The following is a 17,683-nucleotide window of genomic DNA, read 5'->3' as shown; positions in this document are numbered from 1 at the left end:
CCTTCGGGTGTTCGCGTGTACCGAGGTCGGATCAGAGCTGCTCGATGACGTAGTCCACGCACTTCGTCAGGGCCTCGACGTCCGACGGCTCGATGGCCGGGAACATCGCCACGCGCAACTGGTTGCGGCCGAGCTTGCGGTAGGGCTCGGTGTCGACGATGCCGTTGGCGCGCAGGACCTTGGCGACGGCGGCGGCGTCCACCTCGTCGCTGAAGTCGATCGTGCCGATGACCTGGGAGCGCTTGGCGGGGTCGGTGACGAAGGGGCTGGCGAACTTCACGTCCTCCGCCCAGCCGTAGAGCGTCCGCGCGGAGGTGGCCGTACGGCGTACCGACCAGTCCAGGCCGCCCTGGCCGTTCAGCCACTCCAACTGCTCGTTGAGGAGGAAGAGGGTGGCGAGTGCCGGGGTGTTGTACGTCTGGTTCTTGCGGGAGTTGTCGATCGCCGTCGGCAGCGAGAAGAACTCCGGGACGTGCCGGCCCGAGGCGTGGACGCGCTCCGCGCGCTCGATCGCCGCCGGGGAGAAGACGCCGATCCACAGTCCGCCGTCGGAGGCGAAGGACTTCTGCGGAGCGAAGTAGTAGACGTCGGTCTCGGCGATGTCGACCGGGAGGCCGCCCGCGCCGGAAGTGGCGTCGACCAGGACGAGTGCGCCCTCGTCGGCGCCCGCGACCCGCTCGATGGGCATCGCGACACCGGTCGAGGTCTCGTTGTGGGTGAAGGCGTAGACGTCGACACCGGCCGATGCCGCCGCCTCCGGGTGGGTGCCGGGGTCGGCGGTGATGACCTCCGGGTCCGCCAGCCACGGCGCCAGCTTGGCCGCCTTCGCGAACTTCGAGCTGAACTCGCCGAAGCTCAGGTGCTGCGACTTGTTCTCGATCAGGCCGTGGGTCGCGATGTCCCAGAACGCGGTGGAGCCGCCGTTGCCGAGGATCACCTCGTAGCCTTCGGGGAGCTGGAACAGCTCGCTGATACCTTCGCGCACCGTGCCGACCAGGTTCTTGACCGGGGCCTGGCGGTGGGAGGTGCCCAGCAGAGAGGTACCGGTGGCGGCGAGGGCGTCCAGCGCCTCGACACGCACCTTGGAGGGGCCAGCGCCGAATCGACCGTCGGCGGGCTTGATGTCAGCGGGAATCTGGATGTCGGCCACGACCCGCAGGCTATCGGGTGGGTGAAACCGGGCGGAAACATGTCCGTCGGATGAGACGAGGGCGGGTCGGGGGCGGGGTCGGCCCGCTTCGGCGGGTCATGGTCGGCGGGTCACGCTTCAGTGGGTCATGGTTCAGTGGGTCATGGTTCAGCGGGTCACGGTTCGGCGGGTCATGGTTCAGGAGGTGGGGCTCTCCTTCTCCCCGTCCTCCGTCGCCGCCCTGCTCGCCAGGCGCTCGTATCGCTGGCGGGCCGCCTGGGGGGTGCCCAGGCCGAGTCCGAAGGCGATCTCCTGCCAGGTCATCCCGCGGCCCCGGGCCATCTGGAGGAGGCCGGTCTCCAGTTCGTCCAGCTCGCCCCGTACGAGGGGGACGAGGCTCAGCGCGGCGGTGATGTCCGGACGGTCGACCTCCGGTTCCCCCTCCTCCCGCAGTGCGGCCCCGCTGAGCAGGAACGACACCAGCCGGACGGCTTCGTGCGGGGCGAGGAAGGTGGGGTGGGTCTGGCGGGCCCGCTGGGTGTCGGTGGCGGCGTGGCGCTCGGCGATCCGCAGGAGGGAGGCGTAGACGCGCTGGGCGCGGGCTTGTTCGGGGTGGGGTGGGGTGAAGGGGTCGTCGGTCATGGGACCAGCGTGCGCGAGGGCGTGTATGGATGTCAACGAAATATGTTGAATGACTTGTTCAATGAAGGTGTGACAAATGACGAGCCCCTGTGGACAACTCGACGTCACTGTCCGTCACCGCGTGCATCCTGGAGCCATGACGACGGATCACACGGATCTCGAAGCACAACTGCGTACGGCTGTCCGGGGCGAGGTCGATTTCGGTGCCGGGGCCCGCGCGCTGGTCACCATGGACGCCTCCAACTACCGGCGCGTCCCGCTGGGGGTGGCGGCGCCCCGGGACGCCGACGACGTGGCGGCGGTGCTGGAGGTGTGCCGGGCGCGCGGTGTGCCGGTCGTCCCGCGCGGCGGGGGTACGTCGATCGCCGGGCAGGCCACCGGCACGGGCGTGGTGCTGGACTTCACCCGGCACATGAACCGCCTGGTCGCCCTGGACCCGGCGGCCCGTACCGCCGTGGTGCAGCCGGGGCTGGTCCTGGACCGGCTCCAGGAGGCCGCCGCCCCGCACGGACTGCGCTTCGGACCGGACCCGTCCACCCACAGCCGCTGCACCCTCGGCGGAATGATCGCCAACAACTCCTGCGGCGCCCACTCGGTGGCATGGGGGACGACGGCGGACAGCGTGCGGGAGCTGAGTGTGCTCACCGCGCGCGGCCGGACCCTGCGGCTGGGGCAGAAGTGGGCCGGGGCGCCGGACGGGCTGCGCGCGCTGGTCGAGCGGGCGGCCGAGGCCGAGCGGCTCCGTACCGGCTTTCCCGACCTGCCCCGCCGTATCTCGGGCTACGCCCTCGACGCGCTGCTCCCGGAGCGGGGCGCGGATGTCGCCCGTTCGTTCTGCGGCTCCGAGGGCACCCTGGGGGTGCTCACCGAGGCGGTGGTGAGCCTGGTGGAGACGCCGCCCGCCCGAGCCCTGGCGGTGCTGGGGTACGGGGACGAGAGCGCCGCCGCCGAAGCGGCCCCCGGTCTGCTGCCGTACGGGCCGCTGACGGTGGAGGGGATGGCCGCCGACCTGGTGCGGTCGGGCCGGCCGGTGGCGGGGCTGCCGCGCGGCGGGGCGTGGCTGTTCGTGGAGACCGGCGGGGGTACGGCGGCCGAGGCCCGCGCGGCGGCGGACGGGATCGTCCGGGCCGCCGATGCCCTCGACGCCCGGGTGATCACCGACCCGGCCGGGCAGCGCGCCCTGTGGCGCCTGCGCGAGGACGCGGCGGGTACGGCGACGAGGATGCCGGACGGCACGGAGGCCTGGCCCGGCTGGGAGGACTGCGCGGTCCCGCCCGCCCGCCTCGGCCCCTACCTGCGCGACTTCCGCGCCCTGCTGGCCGCCCACGCGCTGCGCGGCACCCCGTACGGCCACTTCGGCGACGGCTGCGTCCATGTCCGGATCGACTTCGACCTGCTGACCGCGCCGGGCGTCGCCCGCTTCCGCGCCTTCTCCGAGGAACTGGCCGCGCTGGTCGTCGCGCACGGCGGCTCGCTCTCCGGGGAGCACGGCGACGGACAGGCCCGCGCGGAGCTGCTCCCGTTGATGTACGGGCCGGAGATGGTGACCCTCTTCGAGCGGGTCAAGGGCGTCTGGGACCCGGACGACCTGCTCAACCCGGGGATCCTGGTCCGGCCCGCCCCGCTCACCGCCCATCTGCGGTTCGCGCCGCTGCCCCGCGAGCCGGTCGAGGTGGCCTTCGGCTATCCGGCCGACGGCGGTGACTTCTCGGCCGCCGTCCGCCGCTGCGTGGGCGTCGCCAAGTGCCGGACGACGACGGCCACCGGGCCCGCCGTGATGTGCCCGTCCTTCCGGGCGACCGGCGAGGAGGCGCACTCGACGCGCGGGCGGGCCCGGCTGCTGCACGAGATGCTCGCCGGAGAGGTGGTGACGGACGGCTGGCGCTCCACCGAGGTACGGGACGCCCTCGATCTGTGCCTCTCCTGCAAGGGGTGCCGCTCGGACTGCCCGGTCGGCGTCGACATGGCCACCTACAAGGCGGAGTTCCTGCACCACCACTACGCCGGGCGGCGCAGGCCCGCCGCCCACTACACGCTGGGGCGGCTCCCGTTCTGGCTGCGCTGGACCGCCCGGACCCGGACGGCGCGGCTGGTCAACGCCCTCGCCGCGCTGCCGCCGCTGGCCCGGCTCGGCAAGCGGCTGGCGGGGGTCGACGGCGACCGGGCGGTTCCCCGTCTGGCGCGGCGCACCTTCAGCCAGTGGTGGGAGGCGCGGCGCGGGCGGAGCCGGGCCCGGTCGGGCGCCGAGCTGGTCATCCTCTGGCCGGACACCTTCACCGAGCACCTCTCCCCGTCCGTCGGCGAGGCGGCCGTGCGGGTCCTGGAGGCCGCCGGGCTGCGGGTCGCGCTCCCGCCGACCGTCCACTTCAAGCGCCCGCCCATCGGCGACGGCATCTCGGTCGCCCTCGACCCGATGACCCTGCTGCGCGGCCGGGGCCGCGTCTGCTGCGGGCTCACCTATATCTCCACCGGCCAGCTCGACCGCGCCCGCGCGGTGCTCCGCCGCACCCTCGACCTGATGGAACCGGTGCTGGAGACCCACGCCCCGGTCGTCGTCCTGGAGCCGAGCTGCGCCGCCGCGCTCCGCACCGACCTGCCCGAGCTGCTCCCCGACGACCCCAGAGCGGCGCGGCTGGCCGCCCGGGTCCGCACCTTCGCCCAGACCCTGGAGGAGCACGCCCCGCACTGGACACCGCCCCGCCTCGACCGCCCGGTGGCCGGCCAGACCCACTGCCACCAGCACGCGGTCCTGGGCGACGCGGCCGAACGACGGCTCCGCGCGGCGGCCGGACTCACCGGCGACCTGTCCGGCGGCTGCTGCGGCCTGGCCGGGAACTTCGGCTTCGAACGGGGGCACGCCGAGGTCTCCCGGGCCTGCGCGGAGGAGCAGCTCCTGCCGTCGCTGCGGGCGGCTCCGCCGGGGGAGACGGTGGTCCTGGCGGACGGCTACTCCTGCCGGACGCAGATGGAGCAGTTTGCAGGGGTGCTGGGACGGCATCTGGCGGAGGTGCTGGCGGAGGAACTGGCCCGGAGGCCGGACCCCGGGGAGGAGTGAGGAGCGTGACACTCACGTCAGTGGCATACCCGGTTCACACGCCTGACGTAGTCCACTACCCTGGACCGAAAAGTCCATGGCAATGAACATTCCCCGCCGCTCCCCGACGGCCAACCACCGCCCACCCCAAGCCTTTTGGAACGCCCTGTGACCACCCCAGCCACCCCCGACGCCACCGCATCCACCGTCCCTTCCCCCTCCCCCGGTCCCTCCCACCCCTCCCGTCCGGCGTCGCCGGCACGCGGCCCGCGCCGCCGGGGCTCACTGGGGCCGGTCGGGCTGGTGCTGGCGGGCGGGCTGTCGGTGCAGTTCGGCGGGGCGCTGGCGGTGACCCTGATGCCCCGGGCCGGGGCGCTCGGGATCGTCACCCTGCGACTGGCGGTGGCGGCGATCGTGCTGCTGCTCGTCTGCCGCCCCAAGGTGCGCGGATACGTCCGCGCCGACTGGGTCACGGTGATCGTCTTCGGGCTCACCATGGCCGGGATGAACGGCCTCTTCTACCAGGCCGTGCACCGCATCCCGCTGGGCCCGGCGGTCACCCTGGAGGTGCTGGGCCCGCTCGCCCTCTCCGTCATCGCCTCCCGCAGAGCGATCAACTTCGTCTGGGCGGGCCTGGCCCTCGCGGGGGTGTTCCTGCTGGGCGGGGGCGGCTTCGACACCCTCGACCCGGTCGGCGTTGCCTTCGCGCTGGGGGCGGGGGTGATGTGGGCGGCGTACATCGTCTTCAGCGCGAAGACCGGACGCCGGTTCCCGCAGGCGGACGGGCTCGCCCTGGCGATGGCGGTGGCGGCGGTGCTGTTCCTGCCGCTGGGCATCGCCGAGTCCGGTACGAAGCTGCTGGAGCCGGAGATCCTGCTGCTCGGCGGCGCGGTGGCGCTGCTGTCCTCCGTCCTGCCCTACACCCTCGAACTCCTCGCCCTGCGCCGCCTGCCGGCCCCGACCTTCGCCATCCTGATGAGCCTGGAGCCCGCCATCGCGGCGACGGCCGGTTTCCTGGTCCTGGACCAGGCCCTCGCCGCGACGGAGGCGGCGGCCATCGCCCTGGTCATCGCGGCGAGCATGGGGGCGGTGCGGACGCAGGTGGGGCGGGGAGGAGGGGGCAAGGCCGGAGGAAGCGCCGCCAGGAGCGCGGCCGGGAGGGCTGCCGGGAGAGCTGCCGGGAAGGGGAGACGGAAGCGGCTCGCCGACGACTAGAGTCGGCACCGTTGACCGGTGGGACCGCCGTGGACGCGAAGGGAACGCCAGTATGGGTTTGGAGCACACCGAGGGGGCCGGTGACCGGCCGCTGATCCCCCGCCCGGAGCGGACTCCCGACGCCCTGCGCGCGGCCTGTGCCGTCGTCGCCCCGCAGCTCCTTCCCGCCTACGACAAGGCCAAGGACCAGGCACTCGCGGAAGCGGTGGAACACGGCTCGCTCGCCCCCGTGCACGCGTGCCTCCGGCACTGGTCGGCGCTGATCGAGATCGAGCGGCACCCCCGGACGGCGAAGGAATACCACCGGGCCGAGTATCTGGCCCAGCTCGCCACCTCGCCGGAAGAGGCCCGTGGGCACCTGGCCGACGCGGCCGGGATCTACCGTGACGCCGTGCAGGCGGTGCGGGAGGCGTGACCTGGGCGTGGGAGTACGTCCCGGACGAGGAGACCGTGGCCTCCGGCGCACCGCCGGCCTTCCTGGCGGAGGTCGGGAAGAAGGCCGACGAACTGGTCCGGGCCGCGGAGGCACTCCATCTGCACGGCCCGTCCTGGCAGGGCGCGGACGAGGGCGCCAGACACGCGTTCGTCGCCGGGGGCTTCTTCGTCTACCTGGTCACACCGCGCACGGAACTGGTGAGCGTGTGGCAGATCACGCCGGATCCGCTGTGAGAACGAGCCAAGAACGAGCCCGGAAGGGGATCGGACCGTGGAGTCGGCTGCGACGATGAGAATGCTGGCGGTGGCGGCCCGCCGGGAGCCCGGCAGCGTCCCCGGTCTGCTCCCGGACGCCTTCCCCTGGGCCCGGTCTCTGCCGGAGCCGGATCTGCACGCCTTCGCCGTCGAGCTGACCGACGCCCTGAGCATCGCCGACCCGGCCGATGACAGCGCCTCCGTCGCCCAACTGCTCATCGCCTGGCGGCACACCGCGCAGGCGCACTCGGACCCGGAACTGCTGGCCGCGCTGACCCGCAGCCATGAGGAGGACCGGGGGCCGGTACCTGATCCGCGGGACGTTGTCGCGTGACCGCCGACGCGGGGCGGCGGCCACGCGACCCACGGGCCACGAAGCGGCGCTGAGCTGAGCCCGTGGCGGCGGACGGTCCCGCCCGGTCCGTGACGAGAACCCCCGCGAGGCCGCCCACACGCATATGCAGGGCTGTTTCGATCCGGCCGATCAGGGAGCCGCGGGGTGCAGAAAGCCATCAGGTCGAGTCGGGCTGCGTCAGCCCCGCTGCCCCCAGCGGCGGCGCGACTCGCAGCCGTCGTGGCTCAACGGGGAAGCGGGGGGAGCCGGTTGGCGAAGGTGCATAGCGGTATCACCTCCATGCGTGGCTGAGGGGCGTTGTGCGGATGCGCGCAGGCGCAAAGGCCCCCGGGGAAGAAAATCAGGCACGCGTGCTTGATTTGGGCGGGCCCCGCTGCCACCCTCGTCCCCATGGCCGACCCGACGCCCGTCATCGATGATCTGCGCGCGGAGAGTGAGCAACTCGACCTGCTTGTGGGTGAGTTGGGGGAGGGGCGGTGGGCGTTGCCCACTCCCGCCCCGCGCTGGACCGTCGCCCATCAGATCGCGCACCTCGCCTGGACCGACCGGGCCGCGTTGCTCGCCGTGACGGATCATGACGGGTTCCGGGGGCTGGTGGAGAGGGCCCTTGCCGCGCCGGACTCCTTTGTGGACGCCGGGGCCGAGGAAGGGGCCGCGCTGCCGCCCGCGGAGTTGCTGGCGCGCTGGCGGGAGGGGCGGGCCGCGCTCGACCGGGCCCTGCGGGCGGCCCCGCCCGGTGCCCGATTCCCCTGGTACGGGCCGCCGATGTCCGCCGCCTCCCTGGCCACCGCCCGGATCATGGAGACCTGGGCGCACGGCCAGGACATCGCCGACGCGCTCGGTGTCGTCCGCGAGCCCACCGACCGGCTGCGGCATGTGGCGTGGATCGGCGTCCGCACCCGGGACTTCGCCTTCGGGACGCATGGGCTGGCGGCCCCGGCGGAGGAGTTCCGGGTGGAGCTGACCGCCCCGTCCGGGGAGCTGTGGGTCCACGGGCCCGAAGGCGCCGCCCAGCGGGTCAGCGGGCCCGCGCTCGACTTCTGCCTGCTCGTCACCCGGCGCGCCCACCGCGACGACCTCGATGTCCGGGCCGACGGGCGGGACGCCGACACCTGGCTGGACATCGCGCAGACCTTCGCCGGACCCCCCGGCGCCGGGCGCCCGGCGAGGACGAGGGGAGGGGATCACCAGTGAGCACGCCAGCCACTCCGCCCCCGGTCACTCCGACCCCGGTCACCCCGCCCTCGGCCACCCCGCCCCCGGTCCCTCCGGCACCCCTGCGGATCGGCAACGCCTCCGGGTTCTACGGCGACCGCTTCGACGCCCTGCGCGAGATGCTCACCGGCGGTCCGCTCGACATCCTCACCGGCGACTATCTCGCCGAGCTGACCATGCTGATCCTCGCCCGGGACCGGCTCAAGGACCCCGGCGCCGGATACGCCCGCACCTTTCTGCGGCAACTGGAGGACACCCTCGGCATCGCCCGGGAGCGGGGCGTCCGGATCGTCACCAACGCCGGAGGGCTCAACCCGGCGGGGCTCGCGGACGCCGTGCGGAAGCTGGCCGACCGGCTCGGTGTGCCGGTGCGGGTCGCGTATGTCGAGGGGGACGACCTCATCGCGTCCGCCCACCCCGGCACGCTTGTCACTCCCGCAGACCCCGGCCCGCCTGTCACGCACCCCCACCCCCGCCCGCCTGTCACGCACCCCCACCCCGGCCCGCCTCTCACGCACCCCCACCCCGGCACCCTCGCCGCCCACGCCTACCTCGGGGGGTTCGGGATCGCCGCCTGTCTGCGGGAGGGTGCCGACATCGTGGTGACGGGGAGGGTGACCGATGCCGCGCTGGTGACCGGGCCCGCCGCCGCGCACTTCGGGTGGGGGCCGGGGGACTTCGACCGGCTCGCGGGAGCGGTCGTCGCCGGGCATGTGCTGGAGTGCGGGACGCAGGCCACCGGCGGGAACTACGCGTTCTTCGCGGAGGGGGACGTCCGGCGGCCCGGGTTCCCGGTCGCGGAGATCCACGCCGACGGGTCCAGCGTCATCACCAAGCACCCCGGCACCGGCGGTTTCGTCGACATCGGGACGGTCACCGCGCAGCTCCTCTACGAGACGGGCGGCGCCCGCTACCCCGGGCCGGATGTCACCGCGCGACTGGACACCGTACGGCTCGTGCCGGACGGGGTGGACCGGGTGCGGATCGAAGGGGTGCGGGGCGAGGCCCCGCCGCCGACGCTCAAGGTCGGGATCAACCGGCTCGGCGGATTCCGCAACGAGGTCGTCTTCGTGCTCACCGGGCTGGATGTCGAGGCCAAGGCGGAGCTGGTGCGGGGGCAGGTGGAGGAGGCCATGGGCGAGGACCGGCCCGCCGGGGTGCGGTGGGAACTGGTCCGTACCGACCGGGCCGACGCCGGGACCGAGGAGACGGCGAGCGCGCTGCTGCGGCTCGTCGTGCGCGACCCGGACGAGCGGAAGGTCGGGCGGGTGCTCAGCGGGGCGGCGGTGGAGCTGGCGCTCGGCAGTTACCCCGGGTTCCATGTGCTGGCCCCGCCGGGGAAGGGCGCCCCCTACGGGGTGTTCGCGGCGGAGTACGTGCCGCAGGGCGCGGTCGGGCAGGTGGCCGTGGTCCCGGACGGGCGCCGGGTGGAGATCGCACCGGCCGCCGACACCCTCGTACTCGATGCCGTGCCGGAGCCGGGGGTGCCCGAGCCGTTGCCCGGTGGGCCGACCCGGCGGGCGGCCCTCGGGCTGGTGGCCGGGGCGCGGAGCGGGGACAAGGGCGGGGACGCCAATGTCGGGGTGTGGGTGCGCAGCGAGGACGCCTGGCGGTGGCTGGTTCATGAGCTGACGGTGGAGCGGTTCCGGGAGTTGCTGCCGGAGACGCGGGGGCTGCCCGTCACCCGGCATGTGCTGCCCCGGCTGTGGGCGGTGAACTTCGTCGTGGAGGGGATTCTCGGCGAAGGGGTCGCCGCGCAGGCCCGGTTCGATCCGCAGGCCAAGGGGCTGGGGGAATGGCTGCGCTCCCGGTACCTGGACATCCCGGAGGCCCTGCTGTGAACGCCCCTCCCCCCGACCCCCGTTGCATGGATGCGGAGCCCACCCCATGACCGTTCTGCGCACCGCCCTCGACCCCGACGGCCCCGACTACCGGGCCCACCGCGCCGCCATGCTCGACAAGCTCGCCGAACTGGCGGGCGAACACGCCAAGGCGCTGGCGGGGGGCGGCGAGAAGTATGTGCGGCGGCACCGGGAGCGCGGGAAGCTGCTCGCGCGGGAGCGGATCGAGCTGCTGCTCGACCCCGACACCCCGTTCCTGGAGCTGTCGCCGCTGGCGGCCTGGGGGAGCGAGTACGCGGTCGGCGCGTCGCTGGTCACCGGGATCGGGGTGGTCGAGGGCGTGGAGTGCCTGATCACCGCCAACGATCCGACCGTGCGCGGCGGCGCCAGCAACCCCTGGAGCCTGAAGAAGGCCCTGCGTGCGAATGACATCGCGCTCGCCAACCAACTGCCCGTCATCAGCCTGGTGGAGTCGGGCGGCGCCGATCTGCCGTCGCAGAAGGAGATCTTCATCCCCGGCGGGGCCATCTTCCGGGACCTCACCCGGCTCTCCGCCGCCGGGATCCCGACCGTCGCCGTCGTCTTCGGGAACTCGACCGCCGGGGGCGCCTACATCCCCGGGATGTCCGATCACGTGATCATGGTGAAGGAACGGGCCAAGGTGTTCCTGGGGGGCCCGCCGCTGGTCAAGATGGCGACCGGCGAGGAGAGTGACGACGAGTCGCTCGGCGGCGCCGGGATGCACGCCCGCACCTCCGGACTCGCCGACCACTTCGCCGTGGACGAACCCGACGCCCTGCGCCAGGCCCGCCGGGTCGTCGCCCGCCTCCACCACCGCAAGGCGTACGAGGACCCGGGCCCGGCCGAGCCACCCACGTACGACCCCGAGGAACTCCTCGGCATCGTCCCCGGCGACCTCCGGATCCCCTTCGACCCGCGCGAGGTGATCGCCCGGATCGTGGACGGCTCCGACTTCGACGAGTTCAAGCCGCTCTACGGGACGAGCCTGGTCACCGGGTGGGCGGCCCTGCACGGCTACCCCGTCGGCATCCTCGCCAACGCGCAGGGCGTCCTCTTCAGCGCCGAGTCGCAGAAGGCCGCCCAGTTCATCCAGCTCGCCAACCAGCGGGACATCCCGCTGGTCTTCCTCCACAACACCACCGGCTACATGGTCGGCAAGGAGTACGAGCAGGGCGGCATCATCAAGCACGGCGCGATGATGATCAACGCGGTCAGCAACAGCCGCGTCCCGCATCTGTCCGTGCTCCTGGGCGCCTCGTACGGGGCCGGGCACTACGGGATGTGCGGGCGGGCCTACGACCCCCGGTTCCTGTTCGCCTGGCCGAGCGCCAAGTCCGCCGTCATGGGGCCGCAGCAGCTCGCCGGGGTCCTGTCCATCGTCGCCCGCCAGTCGGCCGCCGCGAAGGGGCAGCCGTACGACGAGGAGGCGGACGCGGCGCTGCGCGCGATGGTGGAGCGGCAGATCGAATCGGAGTCGCTGCCCCTGTTCCTGTCGGGACGGCTGTACGACGACGGGGTCATCGACCCGCGCGACACCCGTACCGTCCTCGGCCTGTGCCTGTCCGCCGTGCACACCGCGCCCTACGAGGGCGTGCGCGGCGGCTTCGGCGTCTTCCGGATGTGAGGCACATGATGAGCAGGAACACGGTGAGTATGAACACGGTTTCCTCGGTGCTGGTCGCCAACCGGGGGGAGATCGCCGTCCGGATCTTCCGCACCTGCCGCGAGCTGGGCATCCGGACGGTCGCGGTGTACTCGGACGCCGACGCGGACGCCCTGCACACCCGGGAGGCCGACGAAGCCGTACGGCTGCCGGGGGCCGCGCCCGGTGACACCTATCTGCGCGGTGATCTGATCGTCGCGGCGGCGCTGGCGGCCGGTGCCGACGCCGTGCACCCGGGCTACGGATTCCTCTCCGAGAACCCGGACTTCGCGCGGGCGGTCCTGGACGCGGGGCTGACCTGGGTCGGGCCGCCGCCGGAGGCCATCGCGGCGATGGCGTCCAAGACCCGCGCCAAGGAACTGCTGGGGCTCGCCCCGCTCGGCGAGGGCGAGGTCACCGAGGCCGATCTGCCGGTGCTGGTGAAGGCGGCGGCGGGTGGCGGCGGGCGCGGGATGCGGATCGTGCGCGAACGGGCCGCACTGGGCGCGGCGCTGGAGGCGGCCCGCGCGGAGGCGGCGAGCGCGTTCGGCGACGGCGAGGTGTTCGTGGAGCCGTACATCGAGCGGGGCCGCCATGTCGAGGTGCAGCTCCTCGCGGACACCCACGGCACGGTGTGGACGCTCGGCACCCGCGACTGCTCGCTCCAGCGCCGCCACCAGAAGGTGATCGAGGAGGCTCCGGCGCCGGGCCTCGGCCCGGATCTCACCGCCGAGCTGTACGCGCTGGCCGAGCGCGCCGCCCGCCGGGTCGGGTACGTCGGTGCCGGGACGGTGGAGTTCCTGGTCGCCGACGGGCGGGCGCACTTCCTGGAGATGAACACCCGCCTCCAGGTCGAGCACCCCGTCACCGAGGCGGTGTTCGGCCTGGACCTGGTCGCCGAGCAGCTCCGGATCGCCGAGGGCCAGGCCCTGCCGCCCGAGCCGCCGCCCGCGCGCGGGCACGCCGTCGAGGCCCGCCTCTACGCCGAGGACCCGGCCCGCGACTGGACCCCCGGGACCGGCACCCTGCACCGCCTCGCCGTGCCCGACGCGGTCCGCCTGGACACGGGGTACGCGGACGGCGACGCCATCCCCGTCCACTACGACCCCCTGCTCGCCAAGGCCGTCGCCCACGCCCCGACCCGCGCGGAGGCGCTGCGCAGGCTGGCCGGTGCCCTGGACCGGGCCGAGATCCACGGCCCGACCACCAACCGCGACCTCCTCGTCCGCTCCCTGCGCCACCCGGAGTTCACGGCCGCCCGCATGGACACCGGCTTCTACGACCGTCACCTCCCCGGCCTCACCACCCCCGCCCCCGACCCCCACGCCCCCCTCGCCGCCGCCCTCGCCGACGCCCACGGCCGCTCCCGCTTCGGCGCCTTCCGCAACCTCCCCTCCCCACCGCGCACCAAGCGCTATCTGATGGTGGGCGAGGAGCACGAGGCCGCCTACCGCCCGACCCGGGACGGCGGCTGGGAGGCGGAGGGCGTACGGGTGGTGTCGGTGGACGCGGGGAGGGTGGTGCTGGAGGTGGCGGGGGTGCGCCGTACGTACGCCGTCGCCCGCTACGGCGACCGGATCCACGTCAACAACACCGTCCTGACCGCGCTGCCCCGCTTTCCCGACCCCACCACCCCCCAGCACGCCCCGGGTTCCCTGCTGGCCCCGATGCCGGGGACGGTGATCCGCGTCGCCGAGGGCCTGACCGAGGGGGCCCCGGTGAAGGCCGGCGACCCGCTCCTGTGGCTGGAGGCGATGAAGATGGAACACCGGATCACGGCCCCCGTGACGGGGACTCTGGACGCCCTGCACGTCACGACGGGACAGCAGGTGCGGATGGACATGCTGCTGGCGGTGGTGCAGCCGACGCCTTGAGGGCGCTGGGGACAACCCCTCTGGGGGAGGAACTGCGCGAGCGAGCGACCACAGCCGACCCGCACCCGGAAGGAATGAGATGCCGACCCTCACCGAACCCGAAGAACACCGCACCCTCCGCGCCGCCGTGGCCGCCCTCGGCACCCGCCACGGCCCCGCCCACAACCGGGAGGCCCTCTGGTCCGAGGCCGGGAAACTCGGCTACCTCGGCGTCAACCTCCCGGAAGCCTACGGAGGCGGCGGCGGGGGCATTTCCGAACTCTCCATCGTCCTCGAAGAACTCGGCACCGCGGGCGCCCCCCTCCTCATGCTGGTCGTCTCCCCGGCGATCTGCGGCACGGTCATCGCCCGTTTCGGCACCGAGGCCCAGAAGCGGGCCTGGCTCCCGGGGCTGGCCGACGGTTCGAAGACGATGGCGTTCGGGATCACGGAACCCGACGCCGGGTCCAACTCCCACCGCATCACCACCACCGCCCGCCGCGAAGGCGACACCCACGGCACCGGGGACACCCACGGCACGGGCGACACCCACGGCACCGGCGGCACCCACGGCACTGGCAGCACAGCCGCCACCGGCGACTGGATCCTCACCGGCCGCAAGGTCTTCATCTCCGGCGTCGACCTCGCCGACGCCGTCCTGATCGTCGGCCGGACGGAGGACGCCCGCACGGGCCGTCTCAAGCCCTGCCTCTTCATCGTCCCGACCGACGCCCCCGGCCTCACCCGGCACCCCATCGACATGGAACTCCAGGCCGCGGAGAAGCAGTTCGAGCTGGTCCTGGACGAGGTACGGCTGCCGCCGCAGGCGCTGGTCGGCGACGAGGACGCCGGGCTGCTCCAGCTCTTCGCCGGGCTGAACCCGGAGCGGATCATGACCGCCGCGTTCGCGATCGGCATGGGCCGGTACGCGCTCGCCAAGGCCGTCGACTATGCCCGTGAACGGACCGTCTGGAACGCCCCGATCGGCGCCCACCAGGCCATCGCCCACCCCCTCGCCCAGGCGCACATCGAACTGGAGCTGGCCCGGCTGATGATGCAGCGCGCGGCGGCGCTGTACGACGCGGGCGACGACGCGGGCGCGGGGGAGGCGGCGAACATGGCGAAGTACGCGGCCGGGGAGGCATGTGTGAAGGCGGTCGACCAGGCCGTGCACACCCTCGGCGGCAACGGCCTGACCCGTGAGTTCGGGCTGGCCAAGCTGATCACGGCGGCGCGGGTGGCCCGGATCGCGCCGGTCAGCCGGGAGATGATCCTCAACTACGTCTCCCATCAGAGCCTGGGCCTGCCGAAGTCGTATTGACCGGGGGATGCGCGTCGGGCGTGCTCCGTGCCCATCCCGGACCCCTTCACGGACGTGGGCCCGTCACCGGTCCACCTCGGCCCACACGGCCTTCCCGAAGGGCCGGTCCTCGACGCCCCACCGCGTCGCGAGCGCCGCGACGATGTGCAGTCCGCGCCCGCGCGCCCGTTCACCGGATGCGGTGCGCAGCCGCGGGTGCCGCCGTCTGGGGTCATGGACCTCGACGCGTACGCACGTGGGCGTGGTGCGGACGGCCACGAGGAGCGAGTCACCGGGCTCGGTGCCGTACCGGTAGGCGTTCGTCACCAACTCGGACACCACGAGCAGCACGTCGTCGCGGGTGTCGTCGCCGAGGGGCGGGTCTTCCTTCGCGAGCAGCTCGCGCACATATGTGCGGGCCTGCCCCGCCGCCTTCCCGTCGGTCGGGAACGCGGCTTGAGTCGAGGGGCCGGGTGGCCGCGCGTTCCCCTGCCCTAATGAGTCCGGCTGCATGTGTGCCATGCAAACTCCTACGGCCAAGGTGCCACTCGGCGCAGTGTGTTGCAGCGCCAATCGATGGCACGATCACATTTCGTGAAACGAGAGTGCACTAGCAGTAGTTGATGTGCAAGCCTCTCAAGGGTGAAGTGAGAATTTGCAGATGCCCGCGATAGGGGCAGTTCACGGGAGGTCCACATCAGGTGACATCGTTGGAGGGGAAGCGTCAGACTGGCGTGCAGAACTCAGGAGGGGAGCCCAAGTTGAGCGGACCGACCGTGCGGAGACGCAGGCTCGGTAAGAAGTTGCGCGCCTTGCGCGACGCCCAGCGGTTCACCCTTGAGGACGTGGCCGAGAAGAGCCACGGCGTCTTCACCGTGGCCAAACTGTCCCGGCTGGAGACGGCCCGGAGCGCGGCCAAGGCCGCTGACGTGGAGGCTCTGCTCGACCTCTACGGAGCCGAGAACGCCGAACTGCGCGGCGCCTTGCTGTCCCTCGCCCGCGAGGGCGCGCAGCGCGGATGGTGGCATAGCTACCGAGGCGTTCTGTCACCTGTGTACGAGGATCTGATCAGCCTTGAACATGAGGCGTCGTCGGTTCGGTCGTGGCAGATGGGGGTCATTCCCGGCCTGCTTCAGACCGCCGAGTACGCGCGGGAGATCATCACGGCGACCGCCATGTCCGCGCCGGTCGAGAACCTGATCGACCCGCTGGTCGAGGTGCGTCTTGCCCGCCAGGTGGTCCTGACCCGCGAGACGCCGGTCGAGCTGTGCGCGATCATCGCTGAGGGCGCCCTGCGGGCCAGGTGCCTCGGTGAGGGCGTCATGCGCGACCAGTTGTCGCGGCTGCTGGAGCGGTCTCGACGGCCGAACGTCACGGTCCAGATCCTCCCGTTGGACGCCCCGCCACACGCCGGGCAGATGGGCAGCTACTCGATCCTTTCGTTCGAGGAGCAGACCGATCTCGATGTTGTGCATGTGGAGTCGCTGGCCTCAGCCCTGTATGTCGAGGAAGCCGAGCACGTGGGCGTCTACCGGGACGCCTTCGAGCGGCTGCGCACTGTCGCGCTGTCGCCCGAGCTGTCCGCAGAACGCATCACACAGATAAGGGAAGAGACGGAATGAACACCATCCAGAACGCGTCGGCACTGCCTGTGACGTGGTGGAAGTCGTCGGCGTCCGGTGCGCAGTCCGACTGCGTCGAGTGCGCTGTCGTCGATCCCGGGCGTATCGCCCTGCGGGACAGCAAGAACCCTACGGGGCCCGCCCTGTTGCTCACCCGCACCCAGTTCTCCGGTCTGGTGACCGGCATCAAGTCGGGTGCGTTCGAACAGCGTTAGAGCGTCATGCGCGTGTCGAGTGCCTCCCCCGGCGGCCCCTGCGCCGGTGGGGGAGGCACTGCTCTTCCAGCAGCGGCCTCGGGCTCATTCAAGGACCCGAGGACCCAAGTACCCGAGGACCTGACGGAGCCGGAGGAACAGCCATGACCCTGATCACCCGTACCCGCGACCGAGCCGTCGAGACCCTCGCCCTGGACTCCCCGGGCACCCGCAACGCCCTGTCCGCGCCCTTGGTCGCCGCCCTCGCGGACGCCCTCGCCGACTGCGGGCGGGACGACGACGTACGGGCCGTCGTCCTCACCCACACCGGCACCACCTTCAGCGCGGGCGCCGATCTGCGCAACCCGCCCGCGCCCGAGGCGCTGGTCGCGCTGCTGCGGGCGATCGTGGAGCTGCCGAAGCCCGTCGTCGCCCGGGTCACCGGCCATGTCCGCGCGGGCGGCCTCGGACTGCTCGCCGCCTGCGACATCGCCGTGGCCTCGCCCGCGGCCAGCTTCGCCTTCACCGAGGTGCGGATCGGGGTCGCGCCCGCCGTGATCTCCCTCCCCCTCCTCCCGCGCACCGACCCGCGCGCCCTCGCCCGTTACTGCCTCACCGGGGAGCGCTTCGACGCCGCCGAGGCGGCCCGGATCGGCCTGGTGACGGCGGCTGGGGACGACGAGCGCGAGGTGGACGCCGTCCTCGCCCCCGTCCTCGACGGGTTGCGGGCGTCCGCCCCACAGGCCCTGGCGGAGACGAAACGGCTGCTCACGGCTAAGGTGCTGGAGTCCTTCGACCGGGACGCGGAGACCCTGACCGCGCTCTCGGCCCGGCTGTTCGCCTCGCCCCAGGCCCGCGAGGGGATGACGGCCTTCCTGGCACGGCGGGATCCGTCCTGGACGCGATGAGAACGGACGACGACGGACCGAC

Annotated in this window: 16 protein-coding genes; 13 read left to right on the top strand and 3 right to left on the bottom strand. The window is 72.9% G+C overall.

Annotated elements, in window-relative coordinates; genetic code table 11:
* Window positions 1-31: 31 nt before the first annotated feature.
* Together serC and AB0O01_RS07830 are read right to left on the bottom strand one after the other, a co-directional pair.
* The gene (serC, locus tag AB0O01_RS07835; protein WP_365311581.1) at window positions 32-1,150 is read right to left on the bottom strand and encodes a phosphoserine transaminase; all 1,119 of its coding nucleotides are present in this window, start codon (window positions 1,148-1,150) and stop codon (window positions 32-34) included.
* 177 nt (window positions 1,151-1,327) lie between these two features.
* On the bottom strand, window positions 1,328-1,771 hold the full coding sequence (locus tag AB0O01_RS07830; RefSeq protein WP_365311580.1) for a DNA-binding protein: 444 nt from the start codon (window positions 1,769-1,771) through the stop codon (window positions 1,328-1,330).
* A 136-nt stretch (window positions 1,772-1,907) separates the two neighbouring features.
* Here AB0O01_RS07830 and AB0O01_RS07825 point away from each other — a divergent pair, with 136 nt between their 5' ends.
* The 10 genes from AB0O01_RS07825 to AB0O01_RS07780 all read left to right on the top strand — a co-directional run bounded on the left by AB0O01_RS07825 (window position 1,908) and on the right by AB0O01_RS07780 (window position 14,958).
* Window positions 1,908-4,826: an FAD-binding and (Fe-S)-binding domain-containing protein gene (locus tag AB0O01_RS07825; RefSeq protein WP_365311579.1), complete on the top strand. Its 2,919-nt coding sequence runs from the start codon at window positions 1,908-1,910 to the stop codon at window positions 4,824-4,826.
* 147 nt (window positions 4,827-4,973) lie between these two features.
* Complete coding sequence (locus AB0O01_RS07820) at window positions 4,974-6,020, top strand: EamA family transporter (protein WP_365311578.1); 1,047 nt, start codon at window positions 4,974-4,976, stop codon at window positions 6,018-6,020.
* Window positions 6,021-6,072: 52 nt separating this feature from the next.
* Window positions 6,073-6,435: a DUF6247 family protein gene (locus tag AB0O01_RS07815; protein WP_365311577.1), complete on the top strand. Its 363-nt coding sequence runs from the start codon at window positions 6,073-6,075 to the stop codon at window positions 6,433-6,435.
* The gene (locus AB0O01_RS07810; RefSeq protein ID WP_365311576.1) at window positions 6,432-6,689 is read left to right on the top strand and encodes a hypothetical protein; all 258 of its coding nucleotides are present in this window, start codon (window positions 6,432-6,434) and stop codon (window positions 6,687-6,689) included. The genes AB0O01_RS07815 and AB0O01_RS07810 overlap by 4 nt, the downstream gene beginning before the upstream one ends.
* 55 nt (window positions 6,690-6,744) lie before the next feature.
* Window positions 6,745-7,044 (top strand): hypothetical protein, encoded by a 300-nt coding sequence (locus AB0O01_RS07805; protein WP_365311575.1) that lies wholly within the window; start codon window positions 6,745-6,747, stop codon window positions 7,042-7,044.
* Window positions 7,045-7,455: 411 nt separating this feature from the next.
* Window positions 7,456-8,259, top strand: a complete 804-nt coding sequence (locus AB0O01_RS07800) for a TIGR03084 family metal-binding protein (protein WP_365311574.1) — start codon at window positions 7,456-7,458, stop codon at window positions 8,257-8,259.
* Between the two features lie 140 nt (window positions 8,260-8,399).
* Window positions 8,400-10,121 (top strand): acyclic terpene utilization AtuA family protein, encoded by a 1,722-nt coding sequence (locus tag AB0O01_RS07795; RefSeq protein WP_365311788.1) that lies wholly within the window; start codon window positions 8,400-8,402, stop codon window positions 10,119-10,121.
* A 46-nt stretch (window positions 10,122-10,167) separates the two neighbouring features.
* The gene (locus AB0O01_RS07790) at window positions 10,168-11,766 is read left to right on the top strand and encodes a carboxyl transferase domain-containing protein (RefSeq protein WP_365311573.1); all 1,599 of its coding nucleotides are present in this window, start codon (window positions 10,168-10,170) and stop codon (window positions 11,764-11,766) included.
* A 29-nt stretch (window positions 11,767-11,795) separates the two neighbouring features.
* Window positions 11,796-13,658: a biotin carboxylase N-terminal domain-containing protein gene (locus AB0O01_RS07785; RefSeq protein ID WP_365311572.1), complete on the top strand. Its 1,863-nt coding sequence runs from the start codon at window positions 11,796-11,798 to the stop codon at window positions 13,656-13,658.
* 79 nt (window positions 13,659-13,737) lie between these two features.
* On the top strand, window positions 13,738-14,958 hold the full coding sequence (locus AB0O01_RS07780) for an acyl-CoA dehydrogenase family protein (protein ID WP_365311571.1): 1,221 nt from the start codon (window positions 13,738-13,740) through the stop codon (window positions 14,956-14,958).
* A 63-nt stretch (window positions 14,959-15,021) separates the two neighbouring features.
* On the opposite strand, the gene AB0O01_RS07775 is transcribed toward AB0O01_RS07780, so the two are convergent.
* Entirely contained in the window at window positions 15,022-15,459 is a 438-nt protein-coding gene (locus AB0O01_RS07775) for an ATP-binding protein (RefSeq protein WP_365311570.1), read from the bottom strand.
* A gap of 179 nt (window positions 15,460-15,638) precedes the next feature.
* Here AB0O01_RS07775 and AB0O01_RS07770 point away from each other — a divergent pair, with 179 nt between their 5' ends.
* The 3 genes from AB0O01_RS07770 (at window position 15,639) to AB0O01_RS07760 (ending at window position 17,661) form a co-directional block, all read left to right on the top strand.
* The gene (locus tag AB0O01_RS07770; protein WP_365311569.1) at window positions 15,639-16,559 is read left to right on the top strand and encodes a helix-turn-helix transcriptional regulator; all 921 of its coding nucleotides are present in this window, start codon (window positions 15,639-15,641) and stop codon (window positions 16,557-16,559) included.
* Window positions 16,556-16,774 carry a DUF397 domain-containing protein gene (locus AB0O01_RS07765; RefSeq protein ID WP_365311568.1) on the top strand — a complete coding sequence of 73 codons (219 nt, stop codon included), beginning with the start codon at window positions 16,556-16,558 and terminating at the stop codon, window positions 16,772-16,774. The genes AB0O01_RS07770 and AB0O01_RS07765 overlap by 4 nt, the downstream gene beginning before the upstream one ends.
* Before the next feature lie 143 nt (window positions 16,775-16,917).
* Entirely contained in the window at window positions 16,918-17,661 is a 744-nt protein-coding gene (locus tag AB0O01_RS07760) for an enoyl-CoA hydratase family protein (RefSeq protein WP_365311567.1), read from the top strand.
* Window positions 17,662-17,683 lie beyond the last annotated feature (22 nt).

The organism is Streptomyces sp. NPDC093252, assembly GCF_040683675.1.
Classification (GTDB): domain Bacteria; phylum Actinomycetota; class Actinomycetes; order Streptomycetales; family Streptomycetaceae; genus Streptomyces.
The sequence above is the reverse complement of the archived record's forward strand: the minus strand, read 5'-3'. Positions and strand labels throughout refer to the sequence as shown.

Excerpts from the sequence above, each read along its gene's own strand:
- AB0O01_RS07830 (WP_365311580.1), bottom strand. The coding sequence starts at position 1,771 with ATGACCGACGACCCCTTCACCCCACCCCACCCCGAACAAGCCCGCGCC.
- AB0O01_RS07825 (WP_365311579.1), top strand. The coding sequence starts at position 1,908 with ATGACGACGGATCACACGGATCTCGAAGCACAACTGCGTACGGCTGTC.
- AB0O01_RS07815 (WP_365311577.1), top strand. The coding sequence starts at position 6,073 with ATGGGTTTGGAGCACACCGAGGGGGCCGGTGACCGGCCGCTGATCCCC.
- AB0O01_RS07805 (WP_365311575.1), top strand. The coding sequence starts at position 6,745 with ATGAGAATGCTGGCGGTGGCGGCCCGCCGGGAGCCCGGCAGCGTCCCC.
- AB0O01_RS07800 (WP_365311574.1), top strand. The coding sequence starts at position 7,456 with ATGGCCGACCCGACGCCCGTCATCGATGATCTGCGCGCGGAGAGTGAG.
- AB0O01_RS07795 (WP_365311788.1), top strand. The coding sequence starts at position 8,400 with ATGCTCACCGGCGGTCCGCTCGACATCCTCACCGGCGACTATCTCGCC.
- AB0O01_RS07790 (WP_365311573.1), top strand. The coding sequence starts at position 10,168 with ATGACCGTTCTGCGCACCGCCCTCGACCCCGACGGCCCCGACTACCGG.
- AB0O01_RS07785 (WP_365311572.1), top strand. The coding sequence starts at position 11,796 with ATGAACACGGTTTCCTCGGTGCTGGTCGCCAACCGGGGGGAGATCGCC.
- AB0O01_RS07780 (WP_365311571.1), top strand. The coding sequence starts at position 13,738 with ATGCCGACCCTCACCGAACCCGAAGAACACCGCACCCTCCGCGCCGCC.
- AB0O01_RS07775 (WP_365311570.1), bottom strand. The coding sequence starts at position 15,459 with ATGGCACACATGCAGCCGGACTCATTAGGGCAGGGGAACGCGCGGCCA.
- AB0O01_RS07765 (WP_365311568.1), top strand. The coding sequence starts at position 16,556 with ATGAACACCATCCAGAACGCGTCGGCACTGCCTGTGACGTGGTGGAAG.
- AB0O01_RS07760 (WP_365311567.1), top strand. The coding sequence starts at position 16,918 with ATGACCCTGATCACCCGTACCCGCGACCGAGCCGTCGAGACCCTCGCC.